General features: G+C 60.6%; 13 protein-coding genes. 10 read left to right on the forward strand and 3 right to left on the reverse strand.

Translation table 11 applies throughout. The features are described 5' to 3' along the window. Nucleotide 1: 1 nt before the first annotated feature. The 5 genes from hpaD to DCC27_RS10340 are packed head-to-tail and all read left to right on the forward strand — an operon-like array spanning nt 2 to nt 5,224. Complete coding sequence (gene hpaD / locus DCC27_RS10320; protein ID WP_110100796.1) at nt 2–1,162, forward strand: 3,4-dihydroxyphenylacetate 2,3-dioxygenase; 1,161 nt, start codon at nt 2–4, stop codon at nt 1,160–1,162. A 41-nt stretch (nt 1,163–1,203) separates the two neighbouring features. After that, on the forward strand, nt 1,204–2,613 hold the full coding sequence (locus DCC27_RS10325) for an FAD-binding oxidoreductase (protein ID WP_110110426.1): 1,410 nt from the start codon (nt 1,204–1,206) through the stop codon (nt 2,611–2,613). 9 nt (nt 2,614–2,622) lie between these two features. Then, entirely contained in the window at nt 2,623–3,408 is a 786-nt protein-coding gene (locus DCC27_RS10330) for a 2-oxo-hepta-3-ene-1,7-dioate hydratase (RefSeq protein WP_110110425.1), read from the forward strand. After that, complete coding sequence (locus DCC27_RS10335) at nt 3,393–4,250, forward strand: HpcH/HpaI aldolase/citrate lyase family protein (RefSeq protein ID WP_110110424.1); 858 nt, start codon at nt 3,393–3,395, stop codon at nt 4,248–4,250. Before DCC27_RS10330 ends, DCC27_RS10335 begins: the two co-directional genes overlap by 16 nt. Next, the gene (locus tag DCC27_RS10340) at nt 4,247–5,224 is read left to right on the forward strand and encodes a helix-turn-helix domain-containing protein (protein ID WP_246840093.1); all 978 of its coding nucleotides are present in this window, start codon (nt 4,247–4,249) and stop codon (nt 5,222–5,224) included. Before DCC27_RS10335 ends, DCC27_RS10340 begins: the two co-directional genes overlap by 4 nt. Here DCC27_RS10340 and DCC27_RS10345 read toward each other — a convergent pair. Together DCC27_RS10345 and DCC27_RS10350 are read right to left on the reverse strand one after the other, a co-directional pair. Next, entirely contained in the window at nt 5,205–6,539 is a 1,335-nt protein-coding gene (locus DCC27_RS10345; RefSeq protein WP_110100793.1) for an NAD(P)/FAD-dependent oxidoreductase, read from the reverse strand. The genes DCC27_RS10340 and DCC27_RS10345 overlap by 20 nt on opposite strands. After that, nucleotides 6,532–8,001, reverse strand: coding sequence for an APC family permease (locus DCC27_RS10350; protein WP_110110423.1), 1,470 nt, complete (start codon nt 7,999–8,001; stop codon nt 6,532–6,534). The genes DCC27_RS10345 and DCC27_RS10350 overlap by 8 nt, the downstream gene beginning before the upstream one ends. Before the next feature lie 175 nt (nt 8,002–8,176). Between DCC27_RS10350 and DCC27_RS10355 the strand changes: the two genes are divergently transcribed. Next, a complete protein-coding gene (locus DCC27_RS10355) occupies nt 8,177–9,592 on the forward strand; it encodes an aldehyde dehydrogenase family protein (protein WP_110099069.1) in 1,416 nt (471 codons plus the stop codon). Between the two features lie 147 nt (nt 9,593–9,739). Continuing rightward, nucleotides 9,740–11,587 (forward strand): alkaline phosphatase, encoded by a 1,848-nt coding sequence (locus DCC27_RS10360; RefSeq protein ID WP_110110485.1) that lies wholly within the window; start codon nt 9,740–9,742, stop codon nt 11,585–11,587. Nucleotides 11,588–11,666: 79 nt separating this feature from the next. Here DCC27_RS10360 and DCC27_RS10365 read toward each other — a convergent pair whose 3' ends face one another. Further along, the gene (locus DCC27_RS10365) at nt 11,667–12,512 is read right to left on the reverse strand and encodes a CoA transferase (protein WP_110110422.1); all 846 of its coding nucleotides are present in this window, start codon (nt 12,510–12,512) and stop codon (nt 11,667–11,669) included. A gap of 112 nt (nt 12,513–12,624) precedes the next feature. Between DCC27_RS10365 and DCC27_RS10370 the strand changes: the two genes are divergently transcribed. The 3 genes from DCC27_RS10370 (at nt 12,625) to DCC27_RS12735 (ending at nt 20,280) form a co-directional block, all read left to right on the forward strand. Next, entirely contained in the window at nt 12,625–13,734 is a 1,110-nt protein-coding gene (locus DCC27_RS10370) for an alcohol dehydrogenase catalytic domain-containing protein (RefSeq protein ID WP_110110421.1), read from the forward strand. Between the two features lie 147 nt (nt 13,735–13,881). Further along, the gene (locus tag DCC27_RS12330; protein WP_210403472.1) at nt 13,882–17,007 is read left to right on the forward strand and encodes an isopeptide-forming domain-containing fimbrial protein; all 3,126 of its coding nucleotides are present in this window, start codon (nt 13,882–13,884) and stop codon (nt 17,005–17,007) included. Nucleotides 17,008–17,385: 378 nt separating this feature from the next. Then, complete coding sequence (locus tag DCC27_RS12735) at nt 17,386–20,280, forward strand: immunoglobulin-like domain-containing protein (protein ID WP_168186119.1); 2,895 nt, start codon at nt 17,386–17,388, stop codon at nt 20,278–20,280. Nucleotides 20,281–20,437 lie beyond the last annotated feature (157 nt).

The raw sequence follows: 20,437 nt of genomic DNA on the forward strand, positions 1-20,437 counted from the left end.
CATGACTGATATGAAGGATCGCACGCTGACCTCCTCGGGATTCTACGTCTCCCAGGAGACCCCGATTCAGACTGATAACCCCATCCCCAGCCCGAGCGTGGAAGCACCCGATGTGTTGCGGTGCGCCTCGATGGAACTGGTCGTCACCGACCTGGCCGCCTCTCGCGAGTTCTACGTGGACGTGCTCGGTTTGGTGGTCACCGATGAAGATGAGCACACCATCTACCTACGGTCGATGGAAGAGTTCATCCACCACAACCTGATCCTGCGCGCCGGCCAGGTGCCCGCGGTGGCGGCATTTTCCTACCGCGTGCGCACCCCGGAGGACCTCGACAAAGCCGTGGCCTTCTACGAAGAACTCGGCTGCCGGGTCGAACGCAAAAAGGACGGCTTCGTCAAGGGCCTGGGTGACTCGGTGCGCGTGGAAGACCCACTGGGCTTCCCCTATGAGTTCTTCTACGAGGTGGAGCACGTCGAGCGTCTGGCCTGGCGCTACGACCTCTACAGCCCCGGGGCCCTGGTGCGTCTGGACCACTTCAACCAGATCACCCCCGATGTCCCCCGGGCAGCCCGCTACATGCAGGATCTAGGTTTCCGCGTCACCGAGGATATTCAGGACGAACACGGCGTGGTCTATGCGGCCTGGATGCGACGCAAACCCACCGTGCACGACACCGCCATGACCGGCGGTGACGGCCCGCGGATGCACCACGTGGCCTTTTCCACCCATGAGAAGCACAACATCTTAGCGATCTGCGACAAGATGGGGGCCTTACGCATCTCCGACCGCATTGAGCGTGGCCCGGGACGGCACGGTGTCTCCAATGCCTTCTACCTCTACCTGCGCGACCCGGACGGCCACCGCGTGGAGATCTACACCCAGGACTACTACACCGGCGACCCGGACAACCCGGTGGTCACCTGGGATGTGCACGACAACCAGCGACGTGACTTCTGGGGCAACCCGGTCGTACCCTCCTGGTACACCGACGGTTCCCTGGTCCTGGACTTGGACGGCAATCCGCAGCCGTTGACCAGCCGAGAAGAAGACTCCGAAATGGAGGTCACCATCGGCGCCGACGGCTTCTCCTATACCCGCGAATCCGGTGAAGAAATGCCCGACTGGAAGAAAGGCGAATATAAGCTGGGCAACCAGCTCTAGACTGAAAGACAGTCCGCCTCCACGCTGGAAGGAAACACCGTATGAGCACCACCGAGAATTTCTCCACCGTTCTGGCCGAGTTGCGCGACCAGTTACCTGCCGATGCGGTGGTGGACGATCCCCGGGCGTTGAGTGTGTATCAATACGATCGTTCCGGACATCTCAGCGACACTGTGCCCTCAGCTGCGGTCTTCCCCCGCACCGTCGAGGAGGTTCAGCACATCGCACGGGTGTGCTTCCACCATCGGATTCCGATGGTGCCTCGTGGCGCGGGGACCGGCCTGGCCGGCTCGGCCATCGGCAGCAGTGGCGAGATCATGGTCTGCACCGACCGGATGAACCAGATCCTGCAACTGCAACCTGAAAACCGCTCGGTCACCGTCCAGCCGGGCATCCTCAATGGAGAACTCAACACCTACCTGGCCACGCAGGGTTTTTGGTGGCCACCGGACCCGGCCTCCAAAGACATCTCCACCGTGGGTGGCAATATCTCCATGAATGCCGGCGGGTTGCTCTGCGCCAAATATGGGGTCACCCGGGAAGCCGTCCTGTCGTTGAAAGTCGTGCTCGCCGATGGATCGTTGATCACCGTCGGGCACCAGACCGTCAAAGGCGTGACCGGCTACGATCTGTGCGCGCTGATGATCGGTTCCGAAGGCACCCTGGGCATCATCGTCGAGGCCACCTTGAAAATCCGGCCCCTCACCCCGGGTAGCACCGTCACCCTAGGCGCCTCGTTCCCGACCGTGACCGATGCGGCAGAGGCCGCCTCAGCGGTCACCCGCCACGGCCACACCCCGGCGATGATGGAGCTACTCGATGACCTCACCGTGGCGTTGGTGACAGAACACACCGGCGAAAACTTCGGCTCCGGCAACTCCTTCCTGCTAATCCAAACCGACGGGCCGGCTGCCGCAACCGAAGCCGAAGAGATTGGGGCGATCCTCACCGACCACCAGGCCGAGCTGGCCATCACCGACGACCCGGAAGAATCCCAGCGCCTGGTCGGTATCCGTCGCAGTGTCTTCCCCTCTCTGGAGGCCAAAGGACAGTTACTGGTCGAAGATATTGCCGTGCCCCGGTCCACAATGGCCGAAGCCTTCGCCCGAATTCGCGACCTCGAACAAGCCTCCGGGATCAAAATCCCCACCGCCTGCCACGCCGGAGACGGCAACCTGCACCCGGTATTTGTCGTCGAAGGTCAAGACCACGGCCAGAACCGCGAGGTGCCCGAGGCCATCTGGGACGTAGCCGGACAGGTCTTTACCATGGCCCTGGAATTGGGTGGCACCCTCACCGGTGAACACGGGGTGGGTGTGCTGAAATCCCGGTGGCTGCCCGACGAGCTGGGTGACGTGCAGTACCGGCTGCAACAGAACATCAAAGCCGCCTTCGACCCCCACAACTTGATGAACCCGGGCAAAGTCTTTCGCCCGGCACCCATTGCATAAGGACAGCCCATGTTGGATCACCAGACCCACACTGCGATCGCCGATGAACTCCACCGCGCCAACCGGGACCGCACCCCGGTCCCGCTCCTGACCGCCCGATACCCGGACATGGTGATTGAAGACTCCTACGCCATTCAAAAAATCTGGGCCGAACGCCAGGTCGAAGCCGGCCGCCACCCGGTCGGACACAAGATCGGGCTGACCTCCAAGGCCATGCAGGACGCCACCGGCATCGACGAGCCCGACTACGGGGTGATCTTCGATGACCAGGTCTTCGACTCCGGCCATGTCTACCAGTGGGAGAACTACACCCACCCGCGCATTGAAATGGAATTGGCTTTCGTGCTCCACCAGGACCTCAAAGGCCCCGGCGTGACCCTCTTCGATGTGCTGCGGGCCACCGAATACGTGGTCCCGGCCCTGGAAGTGCTCGACTCTCGGATCGAGATGCAGGGCCGTACCATCATCGACACCATCTCTGATAACGCCGCCCTGGGCTCTATGGTCATCGGCGGCCGGCCGGTCTCCCCGGATGCGGTGGACCTACGCTGGGTGGCCGGCGCACTGTGGCGCAACCACGAAATTATCGAAACCGGGGTCGCCTCCGGCGTGTTGAACCACCCCGGCAATGGCGTGCACTGGCTGGCCAATCGGATTGCTGGCCACGGCGACCACCTGGCCGCTGGAGAAATGATTCTCGCCGGATCCTTCACCCGCCCGATGTGGGTCTACCAGAACGACACGGTCTACGCCGATTACGGTCCATTGGGAGTCGTGACATGTCACTTCGCGTAAAACAACTCCTCGCCCAAGACCCTGCCACCAGTGGCCTATTGCCCGGGGCGCTACCCAGCCTGCGGGATCTGTTCCCCGCCCAGAGCGGCAAACCCGACCAGCACGGCCCCATCGTGGGGATCTTCGTCTCTTCCGGTGACGCCGGGGTTGCCGAAATCTGTGCCGGGGCCGGATTCGATTACTTGCTCATCGATGGCGAACACTCTCCGCTGAGTCTAGAATCCATCCAGTCCCAGCTGCGCGCCATCGCCGGTTACCCGGTGCTCTCGGTGGTTCGGGTGCCGCATAACGACCCAGTGTTGATCAAGCAATACCTGGATCTGGGCGTGCAATCACTGATTGTGCCCATGGTCGACACCCCCGAGCAGGCCCGGGCAGCTGCTACAGCGGTGGCCTACCCGCCGGACGGGGTCCGCGGCCTCGGCTCGGCCCTGGCCCGCTCGGGGCGCTGGTCCCGGATCCCCGACTACTTGGCGCGGGCCCGCCACACCCTGACCCTGTTGGTCCAGATCGAATCCCACACCGCGGTCAACCACGCCGCTGAGATTCTGGCCACCGATGGTGTGGACGGAGTCTTCATCGGCCCCTCGGATCTCTCCGCCTCGATGGGGCTGCTGGGCCGCCAAACCCACCCGGACGTGGTTGCCGCCGTCAAGCACGTCATGGCCGAAGCGAATGCGGTCGGCAAGATCGTGGGCGTCAACGCGTTCCACGCCGATCAGGCCCGTGACTACGTGGCCGCCGGGGCCGACTTCGTCAACGTCTCCGCCGATGTGGCGATCCTGGCCCGCGGAACCGAGAAGCTGGTGGCAGACTGGGGGATCGAACAGGAAGCGCCGTGACTGTCGCACCTGATCACCAGTTCGGCGCCTGTCAGCATCCGGCGCCACACAAGTACTTGAGCCTGGCCCAGTGGACCGAGGCCATCTCCCACAGCTTCCACAACCTGACGATCACCGCAGACGACCCGCAGACGTTTCGGGCCGGGCGCCGGCAGGCGCCACTGGGAGAGATCCTGCTGGTGGATATGGCCACCGACGCCCACCGGGTGTGCCAGCCGCACGTTGTGCCCGAAAACACCCAACCGGCCATGTGTAAGCTTTCGTTGCAGATCGAGGGACAATCCCAGCTGACCCAGGACTGCCGGACCACAGTGCTGGCCCCCGGGGATTTGGCCCTGTACGTCACCCACCGGCCCTACGAGCTGGTCTTCAACCGGCCCCAGCGCTCGCTGGTGATGCAGTTCCCCCAAGAGTATCTGCACCTGGTGCAAGAACAAGTCTCTCTGGTCACCGCCACACCGGTCAGTCGCGAACACGGACTGGGTCGGGTGGTGGTGCCACTATTTGAAAACCTGGTGAACAACTTGCAGATCCTGCATACCCCCAGCGCGCTGTCGCTGGTGCGTTCATCCTTGCAGATGCTGGTCACCATCCTGTTGGAGGCGTCCAAGGCCCAAGGACGTGACACCAGTGAGAATCCGCTGTTTCATCTCGCGACCGCCTATATCGAAGACCACCTGGGCGATGCGGAGCTGGGGCCACAACGCATTGCCGAGCACTTCTACGTCTCCGTCCGCCAGCTCTATGCCCGCTTCGCCGAGCACGGCACCACGGTCAGCACCATGATTCGCGACCTGCGGTTGCACCGGATCCGCGACGATCTCGCCGATCCGGTGCATGCCTCCGAGACCGTGCAACAGATCAGTACCCGCTACGGGATTCACGACGCCTCGCAGGTCTCCAAGCTGTTCAAACAGGCCTTTGGCGAATCGCCCTCGGCCTACCGGGCCCGGGTTAAGAACCCAGGTGCGTGATCAGCTTCCGGGCGGTGGTCAGTCCCGACTCCAGGGCCCCGTCCACGCACACCCCGCGCCAGCCACGAGCCAACTCAGAGCCGGCAAAGACCACCGGGGGCTCGAGCCGTTCGAAGTGGTGCCAGGCATCGGTGAACTGCCCGGTGCGTAACGTGCCCCAGGCTTGGCCCGACCATGGGTCGTTCTGCCAGTCGTGACCGGTAGACTCCACCACCTCGAGGTCATCCCGCCAGTAGTCGAGAATCCGCTGGGCATCAGCGGTGGACTCCAGATCCACGGCCGAGGCCTCCGGGCCGAAGCCGACCAGGATGGTATCGCCTTCGGGGGTGAAGTATTCCGAGCGGATACAGGCCATCGGCGCCGGGTAGGGCGCATAGGCCAGTAGCTTGTGCCGGCCCTTGACCTTGAACCAGATTTTCGCCCCCGAGGTGTTCCACCCCTGCTCGATGGTCGCGGTGATCGTCTCGGGTAGCTCAGGGGTGAAACGGATGGTGCGCAACGCACCCGCCGGGACGGTGACGATCACCGCGCTGGCCTCGCGCACCTCACCGGTGGCCAGCGTGACCCGGGCGCTGTGCCCGTCGTGGTCGACGGCAGTGACCGGGGTATTGAGGCGAATCGGGCAGTTCAGCTCGGCCGCCATCGGCTCGTAGAGGGCCTTCATTCCATTGACCAGCTTGTACTTCAGGGTGATGTCATCCAACAGACGAAGCCGGTGATCGGAGAGCGAAACCCAGTGTTTGGCCATCAGCGCCGACCCAGTGTGGGGCGAGCCCACGTACCCGGCCGACCAGTAGGCATCGACCAGATCGATCTGCTCCTGAGTGAAATTCCCGCTGGCCCGCACTGCGTCCAACACCGAGGCTTGGTCATCGGCCAGGAACTGCTCGCGCAACTCCGCGGGCCCGTCGAAATCCTCCGAGAGGATCCAGAGCGGATCGTAGGGGTGTGGGAAGTACTGCTCTGAGCGAGCAAAGATCTCGGCCATCGGGGGCTGAATCGTCCGATCCAGATCCTGTAGGGTGCCCTGATGCGTGGTGTCTTGCGAATTCCAGTACACCAGTTCGGGCTCCGGTGAGGCGACAATCGGTTGCTGGTAGCGGGTGATCTCCTGCCACACATGGGCTTGGAACCAGTGCACCCACGTCGCGCCGAGCTCAATCGCGCGCCCCATGCGCTCATCGGTCCAGGCTCGTCCACCGACCCGGTCGCGGGCCTCGACGATCTCGCACGAGATCCCGGCGGACTCTAATTCGCGGGCGGCACGCAGTCCGGCGAAGCCAGCTCCAATAATCACAACGTGTGGTTCAGTCATGGTGTTCCTTTCCGACGGTGACAAGTTCGGCCGGTGCGCTCGGCACGGCCGCGGGTTCGCGACGTCGCAGCACCTCGCCCCAGAGCAACCCGAGCACTCCGGAGCCGAGAATGATGCCGGGCATGATAAAGATCAGCGAGGAGCCTTCCTCAGCGTCGATCATCACATCGAAATTGGCCAAGATCAGGATGAACACCACCGCCAGCCCGAGGGCCGCTAGGGCCGGGGCGATGACGCGCACCCAGAGCCCGTAGCCGTGGGGGTGGTGGATAAACCAGGCCATGATCGCCACGGAGGTGACCGCTAAGAGGAAGACGAGCCCGAAAGCTGCGGCATTGGTCAGCCAGGTGAACAGCGTGATGACCGGAAACAGCGGGCCGAGTTCGTGGCCGGTGCCGGCGATGGCGAAGCCGATCACGACCACCACGGCCAGGGCTGACTGGGTGAGAGATCCGGCCAGCGGGGCGCCGGTGCCGGTGGTGGCTGCCAGCTGACGAGGTAGTACCCCGGAGCGGCCGAGGGAGAAAAAGTAGCGGGCGGCGGCATTATGAAAGGCCAACAGTACGGCAATCAGGCTGGTGACGAACAGGATCGAGGCGAATTGGCCCAGCACGGGGCTGGTCTCGCTGAGCCACACGAAGACCAGATCGGGGCCGAGCTCGGCAGAACGCTCGACCACCTGCGAGGGGCCAATACCAATACCGAAGGCCCACGCGGAGAACGCGTAGAAGATCGCGATGGTGATCAGTGCAATGTAGGTGGCTCGGGCCACGGTGCGACGGGGGTCGGCGACCTCTTCGGAGTAGATCGCACCAGACTCAAAGCCCATAAAGGCCGCAATCCCAAAGGCCAACAGCACGCCGATACCGGGGGCAAAGAACTGATCGGGGGCAAAGGCATCAGCGGTGGCTCCCTCAGGTGCCACCGCAAGTGCCAGCACATCGACGATGATCACGACCAGGAACTCCAACGCTACGACCACGCCCAGCACCTTGGCGGATAGATCGATGGAGTTGATGCCCAGAATTGCGACCAGGGCCCAACAGAGCATGGCCATCAGCCACCAGGACACCTCCAGGCCGGTGAGTTCTCGTAGCAGGTTGGAGGAAGCAAACCCTACGAGACCGTAGAGCCCGATTTGCATCATGTTGTAGGAGACCAGGGCCAGAATGGCGGCTGCAATACCTTGGCGGAGCCCCAGCCCGGCTGAGACATAGGCATAAAACGCTCCGGCATTATGCAGGTGTCGGCTCATCGCGGCGAATCCCACCGCAAAGACGACCAGCAGCAATCCGAGCATGATATAGGTTTGTGGTACACCCAGCATGCCGGAGACCGCGTAGTTAGTTGGGATCCCGCCAGCCATCACCGTCAGTGGGGCGGAGGCGGCAATGATCACCAAGACCAGGGACACGGTACCGATCCGTCGGGGCGCGGGGGTGGTGTGGGTCGTGGTTGTCATGATCTGTCCTTCACTGGAAACTAGGTCTCTCTAGTGTGAGCCAGATCACTTGAAGTGTCTTGTCGATTCCTGCACAACGCTTGGGCGCCAGCGCAGTGCAGTGTTGAGTGTGGCTCACGTCTCATGTGTCGGGGTTAGGGTGTGGAGTAACAACACTCTGATGAAGGGACAAGAGATGACTGCCGATCTCACCACATATCAAGGATTGCTAGAAGCTGTCACCGTCGATGGTGGCGTGGAGGTTAAAGACCCGGCCACCGCCGAGGTAATCGGCTCGACCGGACAGGCGAGCGTCGATGACGTTGACGCCGCCGTACAGCGGGCCAAGCGGGCTCAGCCAGCATGGGCTGCGCTGGGTGGTGACAAGCGGTCCGAGTATCTGAACCGTGTCGCCGATGCGGTCGAAGCCAGCGCTGAGGCTCTTGCCGAATTGCTCAGCCGTGAGGTGGGCAAGCCGTTGAACGGCCCGAACGCTCGTTTCGAAGTGGGAGCGGTTGCGGGATGGCTCCGCGCCACCGCGTCCTTCGAGCTCAATGACGAGGTGCTCGTGGACGATGAGTCCGGCACCGCAGTGCTGAGCTATCGACCCGTCGGTGTGGTGGGTGCGGTGGGCCCCTGGAACTGGCCGATGATGATCTCCACCTGGCAGTTCGGCGCCGCACTCAAAATGGGCAACACTGTGGTTCTCAAGCCCTCCGAATACACTCCGTTATCCGTCCAGGCATTGGTGGCCGTGGTCAACCAGGTCCTACCTGAGGCGGTGCTCCAGGTGGTGGCCGGGGGCGGCGAGATCGGTGCGGCGCTGACGGAGCACCAGGACGTGGACAAGGTGATGTTTACCGGTTCGACCCGCACCGGCCAGGCCATTATGCGCTCGGCCGCGACGGACCTGAAGCGCCTGACCCTGGAGCTGGGCGGTAATGACGCCGGCATCATGTTGGACGACGCCGATCCGAAGGCGCTGGCTGAAGAGTTGTTCTGGGGTGCCTTCATTAACACCGGACAGACGTGTGCGGCCATGAAGCGGCTCTATGTTCCCGAGGCTTTGTACGACCAGGTTGTCGACGAGCTAGCCCAACAAGCCAGCAACGTTGCTATGGGTGTGGGTCTGGAGGAGCATAACGTGCTGGGCCCATTGCAGAACCAACAGCAGTACGACATCGTTGCCGATCTGGTCAACAAAGCCCGCGAGGGCGGGGCCCGGATGGTGACCGGTGGGAACCCCGATCCCGACCAGGCGGGGTACTTCTATCCCGCAACTATTGTGGCCGATATCGATCAGTCCAATCCGCTGGTACAAGAAGAACAGTTCGGCCCGGTGTTGCCGGTCATCCGCTACACGGACCTAGACCAGGCCATTGCGTGGGCTAATGAGCTCAACGTCGGTCTGGGTTCCTCGGTCTGGAGTAGTGATCGACAGCGGGCACTGACGGTTGCCGATCGGCTTCAGGCCGGTACCACCTGGATCAATCAGCACGGTGCGATAGATCCGCGGGTGCCATTCGGTGGCATTAAGAAATCTGGATTCGGCCTCGAGTTTGGGGTGGAAGGCCTCAAGCACGTCGCGGTGCCAAAGGTTACGAAATACTAAATCTGTGGCCCTCTGACGCCGGGCCGCGATCGCTCATTCCCCAGGTCCCGGCCCTGTTTGCTGTATGTTTACTGAATCGTTATAAACCTTGAAAAAGAGATTAACGATATATCTTTGTGGCCTTCGTAGCGTGGAGCGCAGTGCCGAATGCTGTTCGGTACCGTTTTTCTCAACCACGACGAAGAGGACTCGTTAATAATGCGTATTTTCCGCTCCACGTGCGGCCGCATCGCCTTGGGTGCTGCTGCAACGGTGGCAACCGCATCGCTGGTAGCCCCCTCCGCCACGGCGCAAGAAACCGCTAACGCCCCCGAGGCCGCCCAGGCCCCGAAGAACATCATCCTGCTCATCGGTGATGGTATGGGTTATAACCACGTCGACTCCGCCAGCTTGTTTGAAAATGGTGAGTCGAACTGGCAGATCTCGGTTGATCCCGAGAACGATCAGCAACAACACCAGTCAGACTACGGTGACAACCCCCAGCAGTCGTACGAAGAGTTCGACCTGCAGATTGGCATGTCCCACCACTCGCTGGATTCACCGGTCTACGATCCCGAAGCCGCCTGGGCTGACTTTGACTGGGTGAAGAACAACCCGACCGACTCCGCTGCCTCCGGTACCGCTCTGGCGTCCGGTCACAAGACCCACAACGGCTCCCTGGGCGTTGATGCTGACGGCGAACCAGTCGAGAACTTCGCTGAGTACGCTGCGGAGAAGGGTCTGGCCACCGGTGTGGTCTCCTCGGTTCCCTTCGGCCACGCCACCCCGGCCTCCTGGGGTGCACACGTTGCCGATCGTGGTGAAAACCACGCCATCGCCGAGCAGATGATCAACGGTGAGCTGGACGTCATTATCGGTGCCGGTCACCCGCTCTACGATGTGGACGGTCAGGAGCGCGAGGCCAACTGGAAGTGGCTGACCGAGGAACAGTACACCGACCTGCAGGAGGGCAACACAGACTTCACCTTCCTGGAGACCACCGCTGAGCTGAAGGACGTGGCCAACGGTAACAACGTTCCGGAGTCCCTATTCGGCCTGGTGCCGGTGGCAGAAACCCTGCAGTTTGACCGCACCGCCTTGGCCGAAGCTGAGCCACGTCGCGATGCCGGTCGTGAAGACGGGGTTCCCCTCGAGGAAGGCCAAGCACCGTTGCCCGATGAAATCGCTAAGAACGACGTGCCGACCCTGGCTGAACTGACCGACGCTGCCCTGAACGTTCTGGAGCAGAACGACGAGGGCTTCTTCACCATGATCGAAGGCGGCGCCATTGACTGGGCCGGTCACGCTAACGCCACCACCGGTAACCTCGAAGAGCAGATCGAATTCAACGACGCTGTGGATACCGTCGTGAACTGGGTTGAGGAAAACTCCAGCTGGGATGAGACCCTGGTGATGGTGACCGCTGACCACGAGACCGGCTTCCTCTCCGGCCCCGGTGCAGGTACCGCCTGGACTCAGATCACCGGTGAAGCTGGCCAGCTTCCCGTTGACGGCTGGTACTCCGGCGACCACACTCAGGCTCTGGTTCCGTTCTTCGCTCAGGGTGCTGGTGCTGACTCCGTGTTGAACTACGTCCAGGGTGAAGACCCGGTTCGCGGTCAGTACATCGATAACACCGATGTGGCTAAGCTGAGCTTCGACCTGCTGGCCGGTGACGCTCTGCCCGGCCCCGGCACTGGTGACGAGGACGACGCTGACGATCAGGGTCGCGGCCCCGGCGCTGGTGACGAGGACGACGACGCCACCACCGGTGACGACGATCAGGACGCTGCTGGTTCCGATGAGGACGACACTACCTCCGAGGATGACGCCGCTACCGATCAGGACGACAAGGGTGCTGGCTCCGGTGACGATGCTGCTGCCGCTGACGCTGATCAGTCCGGTAGCCTGGCTAACACCGGTACTAGCGTGGCGATCATCGCTCTGCTGATCGCGGGTGCGCTACTGGTTGGTGGTGTGACCCTGATGGTGCTGCGGAAGAAGAAGACCGCCTAAGCACCTCACACTCGCTGAGACGCTCACCAGGGGCCTGTCCGATGGATGGGCCCCTGGTGTTGTGTCTAAAGGTGTGTCTTTAGTGCCCGGCGATCGTCACCGGCTCAAACGGCAGATCGTGTTCTCGGGCAAACGCCATCCATTCGGCATTGGTGCGTGAGGCAAATTGGTGGGCGAGCTCTTCGGCCGAGGACCCCAACAGCTGTGCGGTTCGTTGGGCGAAATGCGGTTCCAAACTCGCCACCGCCAACACACCATCGGCGGTGTCATACATATGATAGAACGGGTTGCCGCCGCCCAACGGGGCGCCCGGAGTTGTCATCCCGTATCGCGCTGGTGCCGCCGCCCACTGGGCGGCATGATCCAACACCACCCGCTGTACCGTCCCGTCGGTGATCTCCGGGTGATCTCGTAGCAGTTGCAGGCCGGCCAACGCGGCCGTGGCACCGCGCTCGCCACCCAGGAAATCACCACCCAGAATCAACGGCATGGCGGGTGGAGCCAGTGAGCCGTGGCGGGCCTGATAGGTCAAATCATGGCCTGGCTCATTTTCCCGCTCCCCATCAAAACCCACAATTTCTACGTGCACGAGATTGAAGCGACGCACGAGCTGATCCAGGCCCAATTTGGTCACCGCGGCCGGGCGGATAGAGGTAATCAACACTTGCGCGTTGGACACCAAATCCACCAGTTGCTGTTGTCCCTGCTCGGTCTTCAAGTCAGCCTGGACGACCTCGATCCCCGCGGTGAGCTCGGCGTAGTAGTCCGGAACCCCGAGCTGTAGGGGATCGCCGGCGGGATTTTCAACCTTAATGACCGTGGCCCCCAGGTCTCGAAGCCGGGCCGCTGCCAGCGGTCCGGGCAGATTGATTGCGGTGGAAATAACGGTGATATGCTCAAGCGGCTTGAATGAGGTCTGTGTCACAGTCAGTACTTTAGTGGATGGCGACGTGAGCAAAAAAGGCCGATGTCAGACACTTGTTCCATCGAGCTTGTTCTGCTTGACTAAGGACATACCCGCTCATGAGGAGGCAAACATGCAGATCACCGGTGCAGTACTAGAAGAGATTGGTCGAGACCGTCCTTACGGGGAGTCTCAGCCCATCGTGGTGCAAGAACTTGAGCTGTCTGAGCCGGGAAGCACCGAACTGCTGGTACGCATGGAAGCCGCCGGGGTTTGCCACTCTGATTTGTCGGTGGTCAACGGCTCTCGTGTCCGCCCTGTTCCGATGCTTTTGGGTCACGAGGCAGCTGGCATCGTCGAACAGGTCGGGGACGAGGTAACCGATCTCGAGGTCGGTCAACGCGTGGTGATGACTTTCTTACCCCGGTGCGGGGAATGCAAGAACTGCCAAACCGAAGGCAAGCTCCCTTGCTCGGTCGGATCGCAGACCAATAATGAGGGCACTCTGATCTCCGGGACGCGCCGGCTGTCTCGTGACGGTGAGACCGTCGAACACCACTTGGGCGTCTCTGGATTCGCCACTCACGCCGTGGTGGATCGTCGTTCGGTCGTGCCGGTGGGCGACGATGTTCCTCCCGAGATCGCGGCGGTCTTCGGATGCGCTGTGCTAACCGGAGGAGGTGCGCTACTCAACGCCGTAGCACCCGAGGCCGGCGAGTCGGTGATGATCGTCGGGCTGGGCGGGGTCGGCATGGCAGCACTGTTGACTGCAGTAGCCGAAGGAATTGACCGCATTATCGCTGTCGATATGTCCGAAGAAAAGCTCGAGCAGGCCCGCCAGCTGGGCGCCCACGAGACCTACACTTCCGAAGAAGTCAAAGACCAAGGCATCACCGCAGACCATACCCTGGAATGCGCCGGTCACCCCAGCGCCTTCGAACTCGCATTCTCTGCCACCAACCCCGGCGGTCGGACGGTGACCGCAGGGCTCCCCTCCCCGGATGCCACCTCCACCATCACCCCGCTGACTTTGACCAGCGAAGTACGTACCGTGATGGGCTCCTACCTGGGATCTTCGGTGCCATCCCGAGACATTCCGCGGTTCGAAAAGCTGTGGCGGGAGGGAAAACTTCCCGTTGAAAAGCTCATCACCCGCCATATTCGCCTTGACGAGATCAATGATGCCATGGATCAGCTCGCTGACGGAGCCGCGGTGCGTCAGATCATCGATTTCTCAGGCTGACTTGCCGGCTCAGAAGGGTAGTAATTAACCTCACAGGTGTTCGGTGGTGCGTCGTGTATATTCAGTAGCCACGCGCGCACTTACTTGCTAGTATATAAACGATCATCGCTCATCACCCCTGGTCAGGGGCTTATCGAAGGAACGCCTGTGCCCATCCGCTTACGCCTGCGTTTCAGCGCGATATTTTTGACTGCCCTTGCCCTGGTTGCCGGGCTGGTTCTTCCCTCGGCCCTCCCGGCTGAGGCTGAGACCGGTCAGACTAAGGCCTATGAATTTACCGGAAACTGGATTGACCAGCCGGAGGCTTTGGAGTCCGGGGTTGGGGTTGTCGGGGCCCAGTGGCGACTCGATATCAACGACTCGGCCGCTGCTCCGGGTAATGCCAATGTTGATGGCAATGTTCTTGAAGTGACCCTGGAGAACGCGGTGTTTACCGATACGCCTGAGACCTGCGAGTCAGCGGAGCTGTCGGAGGATCGCCGCTCCGTGACGTGTGATCTGGGTGAACGCGCTCAGGGTACCGCCGAGGTTGCTTTCACCGGTGTGCTGGCTGATGGCCCGGCCGGTTCCTTTGTGACTGCGACCGGTACGTTCCGGGGCCACGAGGTCAAGCTCCCCGAGATCCCGATTATCAAAAACTTCGGTATGACCGCAAAATTCGATGGTGGTCACCCACAGTCGCTGATTGCCACCAATACCAGGTATCAGAACATCAACTTCCCCTTCTCGATTTCTCACGCTCAGCAGACCGCCAACGGCCCGGACTCGGTGACCTACAGGCTAGACATTCGCTACGTCGACCAGAATGGGAGAATGGTCGCTACTGTCGATCCTCGCCAGACGAGCTGTTCGGCCAATGACCGTATCCAGTCCGGTTACCCGTTCTCGGATGGTCAGCACGCCGAAAACCAGTCCACGCATTTTCCCGACTGCACCCTGAGAAAAACCGGGGACACCACCTTCGAGCTCACCCTCAGCGACCTGAACTACGACAACGGGCCTCGTTTGGACTCCAACGGTCAGCCTCTCCCGGTCGGTTGGGATGTGATCACCGCCGGTAATATTCACCTTCAGGTGCCATATAACCAGCAGGCACGGGGCGGTACGGTGCGGCTCAAAGCAGAGCCCCAGACCTACACCTCGGTTGAGGGAGAAACCTACGAGGACACCTTAGATAATAAGACCAACGCCATTCCGGTCGTGCGCGGTGCGTTTACCGGAGGGTGGGTTCTCGGTGCCCAGCGCCCCAACGCTTACCCAGGCTCTCCCTGGACAAATACGTACCGCGTACCAGCCGGCGCTACCGTGACCTCGGTCGCGGCCACCACGCCAACCACGAGCCAGAATTCAAAAGCGCACAATTGGGTCTGCACGACTTTCGACACTGAGTATGTAGAGTTTCAAGACGCACGTGTGTCATTGAAACGGGAGGCGCAACCTACCTATATTTATGATGACTCGTACGAGGGAGATATTTGGTACTACACCGGTGACATGGTTGACGCCTGGACCGGGGAGCCGGTAGATCCCAATTTCTTCAACTGTGGTACCGAGGCCAAGAGGAGCGATCCTGCTCACGGCAACCCGCCAGGCTGGTCAACTGAGAAGCCCGATGACCTCTCCACGGTCAAGGCCGTGAAGGTTGAACTTCGCCCAGAACTCTTGGCCGAAACAACACACGAGAGATCAGTGGTCTACCTGGTTTCGGAGCTAAAGCTGAAACCGAGTGCGAAGCCCGGTCAAGACGTTTATACCTGGGCTTACTCTCTGGAACAAGGTCGTAACGAGTGGCGAGCCGATCGGATCCAGAACAATCTTGATTATTATGACCGCTCGATGAATCCTGATCTCGCAGAGCCACACAACACCTTGACGCCGGAGGGCTGGCGCTACCCGTACTCCGGGCCAGGACGTGATGCTCTTCTGGTCGTCGGGTCGTTCCCGTTGGTGGAGAACCTCATTGAGAATACCGAATACAAACCAGGTGACGCTGCGAAGTACACGGTGCGTTATGGTTTGGAATCCAACTTGGCTGAACCGGACACTGACCAGGTCGTGGTGAAAAACACCTTGGCGAAGGGCATGGAATACGTCCCCGGGACCGCGCAAGCGAGGACTGGAGCTGCGGTGGGCGAGCCGGAGGTGAGTACGAATGACGATGGCCAGCAGGTACTGACCTGGACCATCGATAACGTGCTACCCAACGACGAACTGGGTGAGATAGTCTTTGAGGCCACGGTGCCTGACGATGCCGAACCGGGTGCGGTTTTCGTGAATAAAGCCACAGCCACGTCCCAGGAAGTCACGGTTGACGATAGCGTGCAGTTCGTGGTCCCGCGCTCTGGACACACCTCGATTGTGAAGGATACCGAGCAGGCCACCTTGGACCTGCCGAAGGCTGATGACCCGGATCAGGACGTCACCGCCTGGTGGGATGTAAAGGTCACTTCCGAAGACCCGAACACCTCCTCGTTTGTGGACGTCATCGACTCATTGCCGTATGACGGTGATGGTAGGGGGACCTCAACCGATGCCCAGTTGAAGTTGGCTTCGGTAGACGCTCCCCAGGGTGCGACTGTTTACTACACGACGGTTGATCCCGCTGAGCTGGACGAAGATCCGGGAGCTGAGGTCAACGGTGGTGCTGGTACTCCGTCGGATATTTGGTCCACTGAGTTTACTGAGGATGCCACGGCTGTGCGTGTGATTACCGGTGAGCTGGCACCTGGAAAGACGCTGTCCTTCCGGGTCAACCTTTCGGTGATCGGTGGTAAGAATGGCGATATTCTGGTGAATAAAGCAGTTGGACGTGCCGAGAGTACCCAGTTGCGGATGCGTACGTCCTCGCCTGTGACGTTCATTGGTGCTGAGGAGCCCTCGCCGTCGCCAAGTGAGCCGACTGAGCCGTCGCCAAGTGAGCCTTCTCCTACGGAGCCCACTCCTACGGAACCGTCTGAGCCGTCTCCGAGTGAGCCTTCGCCTACGGAGCCGACTCCGTCTGAGCCGACGCCTACTGAGCCGACTCCGTCTGAGCCGACGCCGTCTGAGCCGACGCCTACTGAGCCCAGCGACTCGACCTCGACGCCGGGCGGGTCAGAATCTACAGTTCCTGGTCAGCCTGGTTCGTCGCCAGACCAGCCGGGCGGTGGCTCTGATGAGGATGGTGATTTGGCCAGCACTGGTAGTGCAGCGCTGAGTATTGTTATGGGTGCTGTGGCGTTGATTGGTCTGGGCCTTGTGCTTACGGTCGTTCGACGGCAACGTCATAGCTAACTAGCTGACTGACTGGTTAGTCGCACGGCGGCGAACTCCACCGCGGGTTCGTCGCCGTTCTGCGTTTCAGCACGCTATTCCAGCTACTTGCCTCTCGCATTCTCCGCAACGGTCAACGAGCTGACAACAGGAGGCGTCGGTAAGACCGGCTCTACGTGTTGTTTCAGCTGGTGGCGTCGCCTGGTGTCAAATACGTATATGGTGTCTAACACTAGTGTTCAGTGTTTTTTCAGCCTCTACTCAAAGTGCATTCAAATTAAATCCGGAGTTCACACAGAGTTCGATCCTGCTATCCATAATCGAATCGGTGCGTTTCTATTGCGCGCTTTCTTATGCTCGTAGACCTGTTAACTCACACTTTGAATTGAGATGAGAGCTTTGAAGAAACTGTTTTCCTTCCGCGCGGTCGGTGGATTGTTGACGCTGGCTTTGGTTGGGGGCGGTATCGCCACAGCTGTTGTTCCAGCTGTTGGGGCCCCTGAAGATCAACTTATTACTAGTGGAACGACTGAATGGCGTTATCTTGATGACGGCACTGATCCTGCTGATGGTCTGCCTGGTCGCACCGATTGGACTCTGGCTGAGTTTGATGACAGTCAGTGGAAGACCGGCGCCGGGAGTTTTGGTGCGAAGAAAGGCGAGAAAGCAGAGCTGTCTGGTGGGTATACTCCGGATAACCTGCTGAACCAGTACAAAGAGGGTACCGGAGAGAACCATGAAGCGTTTTTCTTCCGTACCACCATCGATGTTGACGCTGCTGAGCTGGAAGGCGATAAGCAGCTGGCCGGTGAAGTGATCTACGATGACGCGGCAACTGTCTTCGTTAACGGAGAAAAAGTTGCTGGTTTCGACGATGCTGGCATTCAGTATGCGGCTGATGGCGAAGGACGCAACCTGGTTTATGGTGGCTCTAACGCTGGTGCTCCGAAGACCGGCCAGATCGAGGTCGATGCAGATATCCTCAAGCCCGGGGAGAACACTATTGCGGTTCAATTGCACCAGGGGCGGGCCGCCAGCTCTGATATTTACTTGGATATGACCAAGCTGAGCCTCACTGGTGGGGGCCAGGACTCACCGAATCAGGCCCAGCATTCCTTGCTCCTGGGCGTCGGCTCCGACCCCAGTGAGCGCTACATCTCCTGGTTCACCGCCACTGGTGTTCATGAAGTCGTGCAGATCGCAGCTGGTGAGCACGCTGAGATGCCGAGTGAGGCCCAGACAGTTCAGGCAGTCACGCGCGGGACGAGTGCTGTTGAGGGTGAAGATTTTGTTCACGCTACCCTGACCGGTCTGACCCCGGGTGTTTATTCCTATCGTGTTGGTTCCGAGGAAGGTGGCTGGACTGATATTGAGCAGTTCCGCGTCTACGAGGACACCTTGGAGCACCAGTTCACCTTCATGGGCGACGCTCAGATCGGAGCGTCTGGCAATATTGAAAGGGATGGCATTGGTTGGCAGACCACCTTGGATGCTGCCAACGAAATGTTCCCCGAGGCCCAATTCATGTACTCGGCCGGTGACCAGGTGCAGACCTACGCTGGGGATTCGGCCGAGTACCGGTCTTATCTGGCTCCGAAGCAGATGCGTACTCAGGTTTCTGCGCAGACTCTGGGTAACCACGACTTCAACCGCAACCAGATTCAGAAGCTCTACGGTGAGCACTTCCACCAGCCCAACCTGTGGGAAGGCGACCCGACCGAGGGCACCTACTGGTTCAAGTACAACGGCGTATTGCATCTGAACATCAGCACCGAATATCCGCTGAATGATGGTAGCTACGATGCCTTGCGGGCTTATCTGCAGAATGTCATTGCTGAAGAGTCTCACGACACTCACTGGACCGTGCTGACCTTCCACCGCTCGATCTACTCCTCCGGAGCTACCCACTCGCAGACGATCACCACCCGGCGCCTCCGTGAAGGCATCTCCCCGATCGTCAAGGACCTTGATATCGACCTGGTGCTGGCTGGTCATGACCACAGCTACACCCGTACTCACCTGATGGACGGTACCACCCCGATCGTCCCCGAGGACGCCGAGGCTAACGCTGAGACGTTCGCAGCGACCCCCGTCAATGACCCGAACGTCGACCACGACGTTGTCTACCCTCAAGATGGTCAGGTGCTGTACATCACCGCGAACTCGTCCTCCGGTTCAAAGTACTACAGCCTTGTACCGTCTAGCTGGACCCCGTGGAAGCACACCAATAACCAGAACTACACTCCACAGTTCACCAACGTGGACGTCAAGGAGTGCTCGCTGACCATGACCACGCTCACTAACACGGGTGAGCAGGTCGATAAGGTCGAGCTGATCAAGGACAAACTGGCTCCGGAGATAGTTCATCCCGGTGACACCTCGATTCAGGTCGGGGCTGACTTCGATCCGCTGGCCGGCGTTGAGGTTTCCGACGGTTGCGATGCCGTTGCCGTTGAAGACGTCACCGTCACCGGTGAAGTTGATACCGCCGTACCCGGAGAATACGAGCTGATCTACACCCTTGTGGATGCTTCCGGGAACGAACGGGCCGTGACTCGTACCGTGACCGTAGTTGAAGGTCAAGCCCCAGGCGAAGACCCGACTGAGGTTCCGACGGAGAAGCCAACTGAGGTTCCCACGGAGGATCCAACTGAGGTTCCGACGGACGAGCCAACCGAGGAGCCGACGGAAGGTAGCACCCAGGAGCCTACTGAGGGTGCAACTGAGGAGCCGACGGAAGGTAGCACCCAGGAGCCTACTGAGGGCGCAACTGAGGAGCCGACGGAAGGTAGCACCCAGGAGCCTACTGAGGGTGCAACTGAGGAGCCGACGGAAGGTAGCACCCAGGAGCCTACTGAGGGTGCAACTGAGGAGCCGACGGAAGGTAGCACCCAGGAGCCTACTGAGGGTGCAACTGAGGAGCCGACGGAAGGTAGCACCCAGGAGCCTACTGAGGGCGCAACTGAGGAGCCGACGGAAGGTAGCACCCAGGAGCCTACTGAGGGTGCAACTGAGGAGCCGACGGAAGGTAGCACCCAGGAGCCTACTGAGGGCGCAACCGAGGAGCCGACCGACGGCACTAGTCAGAAGGCCAGCGAGGATGCTTCTGCGACAGAGTCGACAGAGTCTGAGTCCAGCGAAGCTGGTCAGGACGCGGAGCAACCCGGTCAGCAAGACCGTGATGGTGATCTGGCCAGCACCGGTACGATGGCCTTGGCTATCGGCGTGGCAGCTGCTGTGCTGATTGCTCTGGGTCTACTGCTGACCATCACCCGACGGAAGCGTCACAGCTAAGAGTTGACCGACATAACCACAACAGTTCGGTGGCGAACTCACTGACGGGTTCGCCACCGAATTGCGTTCCGGTGAAGGTTTCGACGGTGTTAATCTTGGGGTCACCGGCGGTTCTCGTGTATCTGCTCTACTACTGGTGGTCACTTCATCACTCATG

The sequence above is a fragment of the Auritidibacter sp. NML130574 genome, from assembly GCF_003185725.2.
GTDB lineage: Bacteria > Actinomycetota > Actinomycetes > Actinomycetales > Micrococcaceae > Auritidibacter > Auritidibacter ignavus.